9 protein-coding genes and 3 tRNA genes are annotated in these 14,591 nt (G+C 61.4%); 2 read left to right on the top strand and 10 right to left on the bottom strand.

The window, feature by feature from the left end; all coding sequences use genetic code 11:
* Positions 1–138 precede the first annotated feature (138 nt).
* The 5 genes from FK219_RS11445 to FK219_RS14185 form a co-directional block, all read right to left on the bottom strand.
* Entirely contained in the window at positions 139–342 is a 204-nt protein-coding gene (locus tag FK219_RS11445; protein ID WP_152584054.1) for an antitoxin MazE family protein, read from the bottom strand.
* A gap of 56 nt (positions 343–398) precedes the next feature.
* Entirely contained in the window at positions 399–860 is a 462-nt protein-coding gene (locus tag FK219_RS11440) for an iron chaperone (RefSeq protein WP_152584053.1), read from the bottom strand.
* 83 nt (positions 861–943) lie between these two features.
* Positions 944–2,734 (bottom strand): DrmB family protein, encoded by a 1,791-nt coding sequence (gene drmB / locus FK219_RS11435; protein WP_152584052.1) that lies wholly within the window; start codon positions 2,732–2,734, stop codon positions 944–946.
* Entirely contained in the window at positions 2,731–5,853 is a 3,123-nt protein-coding gene (locus FK219_RS14190; protein WP_165638129.1) for a helicase-related protein, read from the bottom strand. The genes drmB and FK219_RS14190 overlap by 4 nt, the downstream gene beginning before the upstream one ends.
* Positions 5,850–10,538 (bottom strand): sacsin N-terminal ATP-binding-like domain-containing protein, encoded by a 4,689-nt coding sequence (locus FK219_RS14185; protein ID WP_165638128.1) that lies wholly within the window; start codon positions 10,536–10,538, stop codon positions 5,850–5,852. Before FK219_RS14185 ends, FK219_RS14190 begins: the two co-directional genes overlap by 4 nt.
* 175 nt (positions 10,539–10,713) lie before the next feature.
* Between FK219_RS14185 and FK219_RS11420 the strand changes: the two genes are divergently transcribed.
* Entirely contained in the window at positions 10,714–11,805 is a 1,092-nt protein-coding gene (locus FK219_RS11420) for a DNA cytosine methyltransferase (protein ID WP_152584049.1), read from the top strand.
* On the opposite strand, the gene FK219_RS11415 is transcribed toward FK219_RS11420, so the two are convergent.
* The 5 genes from FK219_RS11415 to FK219_RS11395 all read right to left on the bottom strand — a co-directional run bounded on the left by FK219_RS11415 (position 11,802) and on the right by FK219_RS11395 (position 12,965).
* Positions 11,802–12,113 (bottom strand): hypothetical protein, encoded by a 312-nt coding sequence (locus FK219_RS11415; RefSeq protein ID WP_210416820.1) that lies wholly within the window; start codon positions 12,111–12,113, stop codon positions 11,802–11,804. The two genes, FK219_RS11420 and FK219_RS11415, sit on opposite strands and share 4 nt — an antisense overlap.
* Before the next feature lie 9 nt (positions 12,114–12,122).
* Positions 12,123–12,530, bottom strand: coding sequence for a hypothetical protein (locus FK219_RS11410; RefSeq protein ID WP_152584048.1), 408 nt, complete (start codon positions 12,528–12,530; stop codon positions 12,123–12,125).
* Between the two features lie 108 nt (positions 12,531–12,638).
* Positions 12,639–12,714, bottom strand: a tRNA-Phe gene (locus tag FK219_RS11405).
* A gap of 75 nt (positions 12,715–12,789) precedes the next feature.
* Positions 12,790–12,863 (bottom strand) — tRNA-Asp (locus tag FK219_RS11400).
* Between the two features lie 29 nt (positions 12,864–12,892).
* Positions 12,893–12,965: transfer RNA gene (locus FK219_RS11395), tRNA-Glu, on the bottom strand.
* 368 nt (positions 12,966–13,333) lie between these two features.
* On the opposite strand from FK219_RS11395, the gene FK219_RS11390 reads away from it, so the two are divergent.
* Complete coding sequence (locus FK219_RS11390; RefSeq protein ID WP_152584047.1) at positions 13,334–14,584, top strand: M23 family metallopeptidase; 1,251 nt, start codon at positions 13,334–13,336, stop codon at positions 14,582–14,584.
* Positions 14,585–14,591 lie beyond the last annotated feature (7 nt).

The raw sequence follows: 14,591 nt of genomic DNA, 5'->3' as shown, positions 1-14,591 counted from the left end.
GCGAGGTGGTCGCCGACACCTTCATCGCACTCAGCGCATAAAGCGAAGGATCAGCCGTTACACCACTTCCAGGGACTTGACCGGGTCGCGGCTTGCTGGCGTAGACGCCCCCGGCCACGAGCCGGATCTCGCCGCGCTTCACTCGTCCCAGGTGGTACTGATCGCCTCGACGAACTGCATGTCGTCGCTGTGTGATGCGGCAGATGCTACGAGCGCCGATTGACGGCGGGCTTCCGTGGCGAAGTCGGCAGATCGCACGTCGGGCACCCAGACCTGCACGGGTCGAAGACCTTCGGAGCGCAGGCGATCGCGATACGCGGATACACGTGCTCGAGAAGTCATGCTGGCATGTTACATGTCACGCCGTCGCGGGAGCGAGTTTCTCACAGGAACCGGGCTCAGCCGATGGCGCGCTGCACGAGCTCGGTGATCGTCTTCTGCTCGGCCGGGCCGAGCGAGGTGACCGCGAACGACGCCGGCCACATGGCGCCGTCGTCGAGCTGCGCCGTGTCGTTGAACCCGAGGGTCGTGTAGCGGGTGTCGAACTTGCTGGCCGGCTGCACGAAGCACAGCACCTTGCCGTCGAGCGCGTAGGCGGGCATGCCGTACCAGGTGCGCGGAGCGAGCTGCGGGCCTGCCTCGGTGATGACGACGTGCAGTCGCTCGGCGAGGGCGCGGTCGGCGTCGTCCGGCAGCTTCGCGATCGCGTCGAGCACGTCCTGCAGCTCGGCGGCCGCCTTCGCGGCGCCCTTCGTGCGGCCCTTTTGCGCGCGCAGCTCGGCCGCCCGCTCCTTCATGGCGGCGCGCTCTTCGGCGGTGAAGCCGTCGGTGCTGGTGGATGCTCGGCTCTCGCTGCTCATGCGGCCCAGGGTAGCCCCCTCCGTAACTGACGGAAAACGAGTCGCCACAGACATTACATTTGGCGTGTGAGAGGGGCGCGGTACTACATGGAGTCCGAAATCGTCTGCAACAGACCGTCCAACAGACCGGCCACATCTCCATTCGGAGAGCCAACCAGCATTACTCGGTCGAGTAACAAGTTGAAGCCATCGCACGAAGTCTCTGACGTAAGCAGGCAAGAGTGGCAGGCGGCGATGTTGAGTCCGTCAAGGTTCTGAGGATGAGACTCGCTGCACACGGGATCGTTCGAACACCAACTCAGTTGTTCCGCCGCACGAGCGAGGCTGCTCCCTAGGCGATCAAGTTCTCCTTCGCGGACGAGTCCGCCCAGCGTGCCCTCCGGATCACTCGATGTTGTATAGATGAACACGCCATAGTCACCTGACGCCTCACAGTAGATCCGCTCACGCAGGGACGCGGCCGGATAGCCCGAAGAGAATGCGAACTCCCGGAGAAGTGCATGGGCGAACGAATGAAGCGCCACGTATTGGATTGAGAATGGATGAAGCCGTTTCGAAAAGTTCGACGTATCGAACTTTTCCGACAGTTGCCTTGACCGCGCCCGAGCGCCCGGGGTGCTGGCCCACGCGTCCATTGCGGCTGCATTGAACCGGAGGAAGACTCCCTCGCCGAAACCTTCATAAGCGGGCAGCCATTTCGCTTCGGTTCCGTCGTGGGTCACGGCGTCAATCAGGTCAGAGTCGGGTCGGTAACGCTTGAAGCCGAGGCTTGCGCGCACTTCCCGCAGTCGATCGACCAGGACGATGCTTTCGATTAGTTCAGCCAAGGCCCTCTCAACTACGTCAACGGACTCTTGGTCGAAAGTCTCCGCTCGAGTCTTGAAGTTCTCTTCATCGGCGTCATCATTCTCGGCCGCGCGGAACGCAGCGAATTCCTCGCCCAAGATCGCGCTTCTGACCACCACGCCGTCTTCATCGCCATCCAGATCACGGCGGACGAGGCTGAGGACCAAGTCGACTGAAACGTCTAGCTCGTCGGCAATACGATGTGCCATCTGTGAGGCGAAGGGGTCTTCTGGTGGCGTGCTCTTGAGGGCAAGGTAGAAAGTGTTGGTGCGGATCCGGTCTTCAACGTCGAGCGTTGACGCCGAGACGTCGGGAATGTCGATCGCGGCCTCGGTCTCTGCATAGTGGAAGCTGGTTGCTCCACGCTGCAGGACTTCGAGTGGGCTTTCGCAGGTCCTCCATGTGGACTCCCATGGTTGAGTACCGTGACACGCGAGCCCCTCACGAAGGAGCACGTCTCCGCGCAGATCCCCCAGCGTCCTTCGGCTGCTGCATACATCGCACGCTACCTCGAGGCCGGAAAGGCCAGGCGATCCGCCGTCGATCGGTCGGAATCTCAGGGAACTGTTCTCTTTGCACTCGGCGTTCGCTCCTGGAGCCCGATGTAGCCATTCGGGCCACGGCACGTCAGCAGAGTGACTTCTTTCCCGACACGCCACCACGAAACGCATCGGGACAAGGCGACCGGAATCGCTTGGACACTCCGGTGCCTTTCCATTCTCGAGTTTGCTGGTCCACCGAATCATCCGTCGGCATGTCTGACAGAAGAGCCACGCGGGATACCTAATGACCGGAATGCCCAGAGCATTCGAGGTCTCAATGTCGTCGGATGTTGGGGGGCCGTAGAAGCGTTGTATGCCGAGCCGTGACGAGAGCCGAAGGCAGTCTACGGGCTCAAGCAAAGTTCTCTTCGGCCATTTGTCTGCCGTCAATGTCATGAAGGACTCGCCGAGGATGTCCACCACTGCACCCGGTCCGAACGGCGCAATCAGCTTCGCTACGCCCAGCTGCAGGATTCTCTTGCTCACGCTTTTTCTCCTCGCGGGCGAAGCCGCACTCCGCGTTCGACTGACCGCATTGAGTGCATAGTTGGCCAACCTTGACCGCTGTCGCCGAAGGTCTTGAGAAGTTGGTCATCCGTTTTCTTGGAACCTTGGTACTTGAGATCCCCAGCACTGCCTTTCGCGCGGGTGTTCCAATCAGCTGCGGCTCGGCGAAGTTCACGTTCGATCGTTGGCGCTTCGCGCTCGTCTGCGAGACGAATGTGATCCATAAGCATGCCGATCGCCTTCTGAACAAACGCGGATGTCTCGTCGAACGCGGCTGCATCGTCGTTCTTGCTGTAGCCAGCCGCGTGACGCATCAAGATTACGAGCGCTGCCCGTAGCGCCCGTCGGCGTGCTTGGAAAGCCCAGGGTGTCACCGAGGTCGGCTCCACAAACCTGTAGAAAGAACCGTGAAAGGTGCGGAAGCCCTCGAATGTGGATCGATCGCGCGCCTTTCCAGAGCGGTACAGCGTCAATACGATGCCCGGCACTCCTGCTCGTCCGACCCGACTAGTGGCCTGGATGTACTCCGCCGTTGTCTTGGGTTGCCCGTTGACCAGCATGAGCCCGAGGCGGTCAACATCGATTCCGACCGAGAGGATATTGGTGGCTGCGATTGCGTCGATGACTCCTGGGGAGCCTTTCGAAACACTGAGCCGCTCGAGAATCTTGACCAGCTCGTGGGAATCGACGTTGCTAGTAAGTTCCTCAATGCCCTCGGCTCCGATAGTTCGACCACCGGGGTTCGATGTCACTTCGCGCTCCAACATTGTTCGAACGTCATCGCGGAGGATCGTTACGGTCCGACCGAGTTCCCGGAGGCTGTTGTGGTAGGCCACGAGCGTCCAGTACGCGTCCTGTTCAGCCGTCGACAGGGACGGAATTGCGGTGGGAGCCGCTAGGAGCCGACCAGCGGCTTGGCCGATTGCCCAAGCCGGCGCGAATGCCTGGGGCAAGATGCCGACGTAAACACGTCCGGGTCCTTCCTGGTCCAGTTCCGCGAAATAGTTGTCGTCGGCGTCCAAGCCACTCGGCGGGAAGACCTCCACTCTGGAGGCCATAAGCCCTCGAACTTGTTCGTCTGCTGAACGGATGGTTGCGGTTGAAGCCACGATCTTGGGAGACGACCCGCGCCACTTGAGTAGTGACTGGATCGCGGCCTCGTAGATCCCGACGATCGTGCCTAGGGGTCCAGAAATCAGGTGGAGCTCGTCCTGGATGATGAGTGACGGCGGGTTGAAGCTCGAGCCACTGAGCCCGAAAATCGATCCCCCGCTGGGAATCCAGGCGAGACGCGCGAATTTGTCTACTGTCGCGACCACGATGGTTGGGGGGGTCTGGAATATCGCTTCGTCCACGACCTGCATCGGCAAGCTTGCATGGAATGCACACTTCCTGTTGACGCAGTTGATCGTGAAGCTCTTGGCTGTCGCACGAAATCCGTACGTATCATCGCGCTGCGATTTCCGCTCGGGCATGAGCTGCGTCTCGCACCATGGGCAAGCGCGCACCTGAAACGGGTTGTGCGGGCTGAGTTGTCCTCGGACCTCTGCCAACAAGCGTTCTGCAGCCTTGAAATCATTCGGAGTAGTAGTTCCTCCTAGCAAGAGGCCGACACTGAAGGGTGGCGTGCTTGGAGGTAAGGTGCCGTCGTCTCGCAACAACTCAAGAGCGCAGATGAGCCGCGCTGTTCGTTGGAACTGTTGGGCCGTGAGAAGACGCATCGTGTAGCGGGTAATGACCGCGGTGCCGCCGCCAGCCGAACCGTCCTGCAGGCGGCGTCGGATCATTTCGAACGCTGCGAGCCCGAGGTATGCCTCTGTCTTTCCGCCTCCCGTTGGGAACCATATGAGGTCAACTAGTTCGCGATCCTCGTGGTCGTCGCCGGCGGTTGACGCCAAGGCCATGAGGATAAACGCCAGCTGGAACGGGCGCCAGTTGGGTTCTTCTTCGAAGGGCACCTCGATGCCCCTGGTGCTTTGCAGCCTCATGGCCATGTTCGCCAATTGGAACGCCTCGCGAACCGCAGCATCACGTCCAAGCAGGAGTATGCCTTCACGCATTCGTTTCGTTGCCTGATCCATCCGGCTGACAAGCCCAAGGGCCGCCTCGCGATGCTTGCCCGCCGATTCTGCCTCTACCCGCCTGTCGGATACCCATCGCTCATACTCAGATACGAAACCGGAAAGCCCTTCTGCGAGAACGTCCGAAAGCAAGCTTCGGTCGGCCAGCCATGCCATTCTGAGAGCCTCTCCCGAGGCTTCACGTGGCTTGACTCGAGGCACTGTCTCGGAAGGCAGAGAGTCTGTCGAAATCCGCGTCACCGGAAGGCTCGATAACCAGGTGGCAGCGACACCGTGTCCGATCGCGTAACTCAGGTGGTTTCGAAAGCGATACTCGAGTTCGCGATCCTCCGGCGTCGCATTCACAACGACATTTCCTGGGTAAGGCTGGATCACCCCGCCGACCGATTCAACATCGAATTCGCACTGGAAGAGCACGCTCTCCACTTCCTTCTTTGCGCGACCAAGTGGAACTTGCACTGCGTTCGAGAGCGAAACGGTCACGATCTCCGCGTGCTTGCCCGGCCTCGACCGCCACTGCAGCCTGGCACGGCCTCCCCAGACGTCCTCCTGTCCGTTAGTTGCTGCCGCGATGATGACAGATTGATCACTGAACGCCACGCGGCGCCACCGGCCATCTCCAGTGCCTGCTGCCTCGTCGTCTCGCTCGTATTGCCGTTCGTAGGCAGCGCCTCTGATGCTGACGACGAGCTCTGGGGAGTCATGCATGAATGACAAGCCCATTGAGGACGGTGTCCACCCTGAGGCCGCGGTCAGGTTCCCGATGTCATCTTGGTCAAGGTCCTCTTCGTCGGGGAATCCGTCATCGGCCTCGCCTTTGACCACGGATTCATCAGGACTCAGGTCCTCGTCAAGAGTCTCCGGCGGAACGCCTTCCCCCACCTCCATTGGGAATAGCATTCCCGTTAGGTATGCATAAACCGGGTTCGACTCAACTTCTTCGTCGTCCCCGCTCCGTGGACCAACGAAATTCTTGCGCAAGTATTCGATGAAAGCTGCCTGGCCGCCGGATCTCACTTGTTCTTCACACCCTTCTTGGTCCAGAGGTAGTCGAATTCTGTGAACGCCAACTTGCGGTCGAACTGGGTGAACGTGTCGACCATGTTCACCACCAGGCATTCTTCGGTTCCACCGTTCAGGGGGCCACGGAGTCCGCGACCAACCATCTGTACGTAGCGATTGGGCGAGAACGTCGGCCGGGCGATATAGAGAGCTCGAACCTTCGGTGCATCGAAACCCTGTGTCAGAAGGTCGCAGTTCACGAGCACTTTCGTGTCTCCTGCCTTGAATGCGTCGATCTTGCGCCGCCGCTCCTGCCCCCGCATCTCACCGTCCACAGCGTCCGCGTGTCTGCCTAGGCTTCTGATCAGAGCCGCCGTCACGTGTGCGGAGACCACTGACGGTGTGAACACCAGAATCGGCCATTCCGGGTGCTGTCGCATGATGTGATCGACGAGCTGCTGCGTGCGGTCAAGGTTCTCTCCGAGCCTGGCTAGGGTTGCGCGTGACACGTCATCCCAGGCTCGTCCCCCGGTGATGCCCTCGGTCGGGGCATCATCAACGATTACTCCATCTAGCAACTGATGCTCGACTCTGGAAAGAACTTGCATGTCACGGAGCTGACCGATCGGGTCCTCGAGATCCAGTGCGTTTAGTCGCCGCTCTCCGAATCTCGCGACGAACTGCTTATTCACATCCACATTCGTTCCCCTATAAGGGGTGGCGGTCAGCCCCAGGAGAGGGCGCGCGGTCGAGGAGCCTCGGGCGTCCCGGGTGATTCCCAACCAGCTCAGAATCTTCGTGTAAGTCGGTGACCCAGCCGTGTGTGCCTCGTCGATCACGACAAGTTTCGAATTCTGCAACCAACCGTGCGCTCGACTGCCTCGGTCGATCATCGATGCCAACTTCGCGTCGGTCGCGACAACAACCTGCAATTCTTGAAGGGACTCGTCGGCCTCGTAGTTGCCCCAATATCTGGTGATCTCGAGAGGACGTTCGTCACCGATCGCGCGCCAAACCTCTGCCCACGACAGAATCGCTTGCTCGCAGAGCTCTTCAGATTGCGCGATCCACAGGACAGGAGAGGCAAGCTCCTCGTCTCGAAGCATCGCCACAATCGACTCCGTGGTGACGCGGGTCTTCCCAGCTCCGGTCGGTAGGTAGAGAAGACCACGGCGATGATCGCCATCCTTGTCCCGGATCAGGACCAGCTCGCGTATTAGGTTGCGCAGATCCTCCTGGAATCTGTGCAGTGGCTTGAGATCGACTCTTCCGGGGACAAGCTCCGTAGGCGTAGCCTTCTTCTCCCGGGTGCCCGCGTAAGTGCGGGGGAAGCCCAGCGACGTTACGAACTGGTCAGCTTCCGCTGAGCCGGCCCATGCGCGAGGCACGGCGAGGCCTGCCTCTGAAAGTGGCTCCTTCAACCACCGCAGGGAGTCATTGCCTCGTGTCGTTATGAACAGCTCTGCGACCGCAAGATCGCTTTGTCTTCCCTGGCGTCGTTCGATCACCCCTAGTAGGCCATGGGGGAGGTTCTCAACGAGCTCTTCACGTCCAACCAGAAGCAGGAGCTTCTTGGCCTCTGAAGACTCGGCGAGTACGTCTTGCACAAGCTTGCTTTGCCTGAGCGCCTCATCGCTCGCGATCACTCTTGCTGCGTCCGCCTCGGTTAGCCCAAGTCGCAGCACAGCGCTCAATCGGGTGAGCTCAGAGACCGGATCGAGTTCTGCGTCGACCAGAACAGTTTTCCCATCCAGGTGCGAAGGGAGTCGCTGCTCTCGAACTCCAGCAGGACTGGTAGTCCGTCTTGTGATCCTGCTACAACGGCGAACAAAGAGATCCTCTATCGGGTTGGCGACTGCGTCTCTCAGGCTGGGGTAGACGTCGAGAATTGGGACTGAGTCTTCAACGGGCGTCCAGTCGATCGCCCTGGCGATGACATCAGACGCCCTTTGAACACTCCAGGCGCTGACTAGTGCGTCGTCGCACGGTCCGGAGGGAATATAGCGGAGACTGTGTGACCCGAGGTCGTCCATCTCCTCGGTCGTTGCCAGGACGACTTCCAGGACCGGAGTCAGGCGAATTCGTTGGCTCTTCGGGTCGAACGCCGGAATTTCGTCCACACCCGTGAAAGTCGGGCGCCCGGACGCCTCAGCAAGTACTTCTCCCAGCCGCTCGGGTTCGTCTGCGGTGTAGTCGTCTCGCGTGAAGAGCAATCTCAGGGCATCGTCCGGCGCGTCGGAGAGGCTTCTGGGTAGCGAGTAGGCTCCGGCGAGTTGCGGGGTCACGACCGCCAGATACTGCCCGAACTGTGAGAGTGAAGTGGCTAGAGCGGTTTTGAGTGGCTCAGCCCCAAGCGATGTGTTCACTAGCCCGAAGGCTTCGACAGCCCAGATGTCCGGAGCGGTCATCGTGACTTTTGCGTCTCGGTCTTGACCGTAGATGCGGAGACCAGCGTCAATTGTGCTAGTTCGGTTCGCGAGCAGAATGCGGGTGGACCAATCGGCCCGGGCTCTCCGAGCGTGGGGATCGGGGTTCTCAGCGAGTTCGATCAACACGTCAAGTGGCCCCGCCCCATGGGGGTCGCCGAACTTCAAGGTCGCGCGCTTCCCGCGGCCGTATTCTTCTTGCACCTTGGCGTTGACGTCCTGCTGCATCTTCTTGGAGTAGATCTCGAAAGCGCGTTCACGATGCACTGGGTAGTCAGGGTGTGGGTCAACAATGCATCCCGCTAGCTCAAGCAAGTCGCGTCGACCCGAGACGGCCTGGAAGGAAGGCTGTCTCGCTGGGATGCCAGGCGCCATGGCTGGGTCCAAGAACACGTCAACTGCTTCGCGCCATGTTCCCGCGTCGGTTTGCACCTTTATGGGGACTCTTCGCGTCTCCAGCGATTCGAGAGCGTCTTTACCTCCCGATGGTGTGGCTTTTGCCAACATGGTCCAAAACTGGCTCCAATCAGCGTCAGTCCAGTTAGCGTGCCCGGTCATCGCAGTTGCGAGGGCAACCTGATCCGCCGAGACGTCTTTCGCTCCGAGCTCTTCCAGTTTCCTTCGAAGCCCCGGGTCTTCAGCGAATGCGCCTTCCACCATTGACACCCCGGCAGGAGCCTCGGCTAGTGCCACCGGGAGAAGGACGGTGGCTGCATCAGCAGCCCTTGCGAAACCTCCCCCTTCGAGAGGAATGATCAGGGCGCTCTGGAACTGCTTCCAGATCTCGTCCTTCTCTTGCTTGAGGCGGAGGAACACTGAGAGGGCGGCGTCTATCGCATCGATCGATCGCGCTTCTGCCGCTTCCGAGAGCCAGGCGCTCGGAGTTACTGTCACGCACACAGCGCGCTCATCGTCTCCAAGGAGAAGCTGCGCCAGTCGGGCCCGACGAGTTGGCGTCCTGTAGCAGCTCCAATGGGGAGCATCCGCATCCTTGGTCGCGTCTGACCAACGCTGCATTACCTCTGCTGGCAAATCGAACGGATTTGGCTGGCTAGAGAGGAAAGGTGCGCGAACTCGAGATGGTGCTCGCATCTCCCCTTGACCCGTGGGGATCAGTTCGTGCCTCCGTGCCATCAGCGGAATTCGTTCGGACAGAAACCTGTCAGCCGCCGATCGAGTTTCTCGCCCTCGTGCAGGCAATACATCGAAGTGCTGCGCTGGATCTTCTGGCGTTGACTCGAGTAGCGCCGCGTCGATTAGGAGCTCCGCCGCGACACCAAGCAGCTCGCGGTTCAGGGCGCTTCCCGGCAGCATCGAGGTGCGGTCGTCGTTGACTTGCCACGGAGCATTGAAAATGCCGCTTGCAGTGGTCTGGTCCTGCAAAGGAAACCAGGCCCAGAATTCGCCGACTCCGGACTTCCCGACCTCCAGCGCATAGGAGACGGTCACCTGATCTCGGCGGAATAGACCCGGGAGGTCGCTCGCGACATCGTCGGAAACGTGGTGGTCCCTTCGAAGCACCCGCCACTCGGAGGTTTCTCCATCGGGCGCCTGAAGCTGTACCAATGCCGGGTCAGTTCCGGGACGGCGACGAAGTACACGCCGACCGAGTTCACCCTCAGCGTCGGCGAGCACAATGTCAACCTGCGCGAGATTCTCCGGGAAGAGCAAGTAGCGAACGTCGAACTCCTCTAGGCGTCGGCGAAGCCTCTCACCTCCACGGGCGAGCGGCAGCTTCACGACTGTAGAGGCCCACTCCATTAGCTCTGCCACGTTTGGGTCATCGGCAGCGATCGATTGGGCGTGAAGGACACTCGGGACTCGGAGCGTGGGTACTCGCTGGGTTTCATAAGGCAACTCGGCGAGAAGAGACTTGGCCTCAGGCTCATTGAACCCGAACGAGATCGTTTGGCTGAGGATCTGGGGCTGATTCGTCACACCCAGGACCGACTTGAAGCCCAGACCGAAACGGCCAATTTTCTCATCGTCTTTTGAACTGAGGAACGCGCCCGTAATTGCCCTGATGCCTTCCGAGGCAAACGGGGTTCCCTCGTTAGCGCAGTAGAGGCTCCCGTCTGCCAGGCGTAATTCGACTCGCCCGGGTGACCCCAACTGGTCGATTGCGTTTTGGAGTAGCTCCTCGACCTGCCGTTCGCCGTAGCCCCCCGCTTGGAAGTTGTCCTCCATGCCGACGTGCTCGGCCAAGAGATCCGGGTCGTTGCGGTAGTTCTCGATAGTGATTCGTTGACGTTCGACTACCTGTGCTTCGAGCACGGGATCAGATTCTTCCCACATGAACGGGCCGGCCTCCCTCAACTGAGCCTCTTCATTCGTCGACTCTCCTTCAACATATCCCGAGCGTCCGACAAACGAGGGCGTCCCAGAACTGGTGGCACATGCCTGTGAGTCGCGCGAACCGCTCAGAGCACCTTCCCCATAAGATTGGCCCATGGCTGGCGATATTCGAGTTCTCGACCTATTCGCCGGGGCGGGTGGGTTGTCGGCCGGCCTTCAAGCTGCATCCGAACGGTTCAGAACCGTCGGAGCTGTCGAATGGGACGCCGCTGCGGCCGCTTCCTACGAGGCTAGCCATGGTTCAGGTCTGCTGTTCGTCGGTGACATTCGCGAGTGGCTTCGCGGCGATGTGCCCTCAGCCGACGTCATAGTAGGAGGGCCGCCGTGCCAAGGATTCTCAAGTCTCGGCAAGCGTGACGTTGAAGATGAGCGGAACGCCCTTTGGCGCGAGTACGCGGAGACGATAGGTCGAGCTCATCCGAAGTACTTCGTCGTCGAAAACGTCGCTGAATTCAGGAAGTCGCCACAATTCGATCAGTTTCTGGCCGCGACCGAACCTGGAGGCGAGCTCGAGGACTACGCGTTCGACGCCGAAGTCTTCAATGCGGCAGACTTTGGCGCGGCGCAATCTCGCCGTCGTACCGTGATGATCGGCTATCGCCGAGATCTCGGTTCCCCGGGTGTTCTCGCCAAGACCCATGCCGCCAATCCGGGAGACGGATTGCGCCCGTGGGTGACGGTTCGAGACGTGCTGCGCAACGTGCCGCGTCAGCCTGACCAAGATCAGCTTCTGGGACAGCGGCAGACCGAATTCAATGGCCGAGTATTCCCTGGGTCCTTCGTTGCCCGCGACCTGCACTGGAGCCGGAACTATACGCCCGTCTCGCTCAAGCGGTTCGCCGTCATTCCTGAAGGTGGCAATCGTCGTGACTTGGAGCCCTATCCCGAGCTCATGGCACCTTGCTGGGTCAAGCACAAGACGGGCTCTGGAGACGTCATGGGCAGACTGCGCTGGGACAAGCCTTCGGTGACCATCCGAACAGAGTTCTTCAAGCCGGAGAAGGGCAGATACCTCCATCCGGAGGAAAACCGTGCGATCACCCACTATGAGGCCGCTCTGATCCAGGGATTCAGCCCGAGACATCGCTTCGTAGGATCCCGCACCGACATCGCCCGTCAGATCGGAAACGCAGTACCGATCCCGCTAGGTGCAGCGATCGGGCGGCTACTCGTCGCTGCGCTTTAGCTAGAGGCCTTCCGCTTCTTCTTGGCAGATGAGGCCAGGGCCATGAGATCCACCTGCCAGCCTGATTCCGTGAGCTCCCACGGGTGGTTCCTGTCGCGATCGACCGTCTTCAGATATCCATTGTTGCGGAGGTACTGGGCCGCCCAACGAATGTCGTACTGCCAGGTGTAGAAGAGATCGCCCGAATGGCGCAGGTCAGCTTCATGCACCTGCCAGACCTGCTTCGTCACTTCTAGCACTGTCGCCGATCCACCGAGCGCTCGAAGCGCCTCGACGACAAAGGCTCTGAACTCATTCCTGTTGGCCATTCCTGCAGCCTAACGACGGGCGGCTTGTGCTGAAAACGTCCCGACAAGCGAAAGAGCCGAGGCCCCCGCAGAGACACCGGCCCGAGCATCCATGACCGGTTCAGCGGCGGGTGACCTGGCCACCAGGTCGAAGCGGTCGGCCTTCAAGACCGTCTTCCAAGCGGCGACGAAGTCGTGCACGAACTTCTCGCGACTGTCGTCTTGCGCGTGGACCCGGGCGTATGAAGGCAGAATCGAGTTCGATCCGAACACGAGGTCGGCTCGGGTAGCCCTGTGCTCGACCGTGCAGGTGGTGCGGTTGCGCAGGTTGTAGGAGGTGGAGGCGGCCGGCTCCCACGCGTAGCCCAAGTAAGTCAGCTTCACGAAAAGGTTGTTCGTCAGCGCTCCCACGGTGTTGATGAAGAAGCCGTGGCTCATGTCGCCGAAATTCGTGTCCGATGACGCGCATGCTGCCGACAGGGCAGGTTAGCTCGAGATGCGCCAGCGAATCGTCCTTCCTCAGCCTTAGGGAGGACGATGAAGCTGTGGTGGCTCCGACGGGCGTCGATCCCGTGACCTCACGATTTTCAGTCGTGCGCTCTACCAACTGAGCTACAGAGCCGTGCGGGTACGTGACCCTAGCGAAAAAGCCCCACCTCGTACCGAGTGGCTCGGTACTTCAGCGAGGCTCTCACCGCGACCCTGACCGGACTTGAACCGGCGACCTCCGCCGTGACAGGGCGGCGCGCTAACCAACTGCGCTACAGGGCCTTGCGTATTCAATTGTGTCGGTAGCTGAGTGACCCCAACGGGATTCGAACCCGTGCTGCCGCCGTGAAAGGGCGGTGTCCTAGGCCGCTAAACGATGGGGCCGTGACCGGAAGGAACTCTGCAGCAACCGAGGCACAAGCATACGGGTCGGATGCCGCAAATGCCAAACGCGCGCGAGTGGCCTATTCGCCGCCGATCCGATCGGCCTCCCCGCCGCGCGGGGCAGCCGCGGTTAGCGTCGCACCAGGAACGCAGGGCGCGCCGGCGACGGTGCGCTCGCCGCGCATGCCGTTGCAGCTCTAGGCGTGCGCGCAAACCGTTGGTAGTGTGGTCAATGGTGTTCGTGTGGAAGATGTGACATAACGCACGAATGCCGGAATGGGTTCGAAAACATGCGCGGTACACCACGGCACGGGGATAGCCACGGGAGTGCACGAAGCGAAGCAGCACGGGGCTCGGGGGGAGCAGGCATGACGACGTCGCGTAGCACGACTGTGCTCGCAGCGCGCCCGCGCCGAGCATCCCTGCGCCGTCGCCTTCTCTCCGTCGTCGGCGGCCTCGCCACCATCGTCATGCTCACCAGCGGCGTCGTCGCCGCCACCGAGCGCCCCGCCTACGCCGTCGACTACCCGTCGTGGGACGACGTGCTCGACGCGCGCCGCAGCGTCGCGGCCGCGCAGACGCAGGTCAAGCAGATTCGCGCCGCGATCGCCGCCATCACCGCCGAGGTGGAGCGCACGCAGGCCATCGCCGAAGAGGCCGGCGCCGCCTACTTTGAGGCTCAGACCGCCTTCGACGAGGCCGCCTACACCGCCGACCAGCTGCAGGCCCAGGCCGACGAGGCCCAAGCCAGTGCCGAGGAGTCCCGCCTGCGCGCCGGCCAGTTCGTCGCCGAGCTCTCGCGCAGCGGCGGCGGCGACCTCTCCGCCTCCCTCCTCACCAATCCGGGGCAGGCGGATGCTCTGCTCTCGCGTCTCGGATTCGCCAGCAAGATCACGCAGCAGGCCGAAGGCATCTACGCCGCAGCCCTGCAGGACAAGAACGCCGCCCAGGCCCTCACCGACCAGGCGAACGTCGCCAAGGAGATTCGCGACGAACTGCGCCTCGAAGCCCAAGCCGCCTTCGAGACCGCGCAGGCCGCCGCGCAGGAGGCGCAGGACGCTCTCTTCGCGCAGCAGGAGAACCAGGCGCGCCTGGAAGCGCAGCTCGCCGTGCTCATCGAGAACCGCGAGGCGACCGAGGAGGACTACCAGGCCGGCATCGAGGCGCAGTACGGCGCGGGCGGCAGCCTCGACGCCGGTCAGATCGTCAACGGCTGGGCCAACCCTGTCAACGGGTGGATCACCTCCCACTACGGCTACCGCGTCCACCCCATCTACGGATACGTGCGCCTCCACACCGGCACCGACATCGCCGCAGGCTGCGGCACCAACATGTACGCGGCCTCGAGCGGCACCGTCACTTACGCGGGCCCCAACGGAACGTTCGGCAACTTCGTGCGCATCGACCACGGAGGCGGCCTCACGACCGCCTACGCGCACATTCAGAACGGCGGCATCCTCGTGCAGATGGGGCAGACCATCGTCGTCGGCCAGAACATCGCCAAGGTCGGCTCGACCGGCGCATCCACGGGGTGCCACACCCACATCGAAGTGCGCCGTAATGGAGTAGCGGAGAACCCCGTGACGTTCTTCAGCAACATCGGGATTCAGCTTGGGTAGCGGCTGA

Origin of the sequence: Microcella pacifica (assembly GCF_009371975.2) — a bacterium.
Classification (GTDB): Bacteria; Actinomycetota; Actinomycetes; order Actinomycetales; family Microbacteriaceae; genus Microcella; species Microcella pacifica.
Note: the sequence above shows the minus strand (reverse complement) of the source record. Positions and strands in the feature narration are given on the sequence as shown.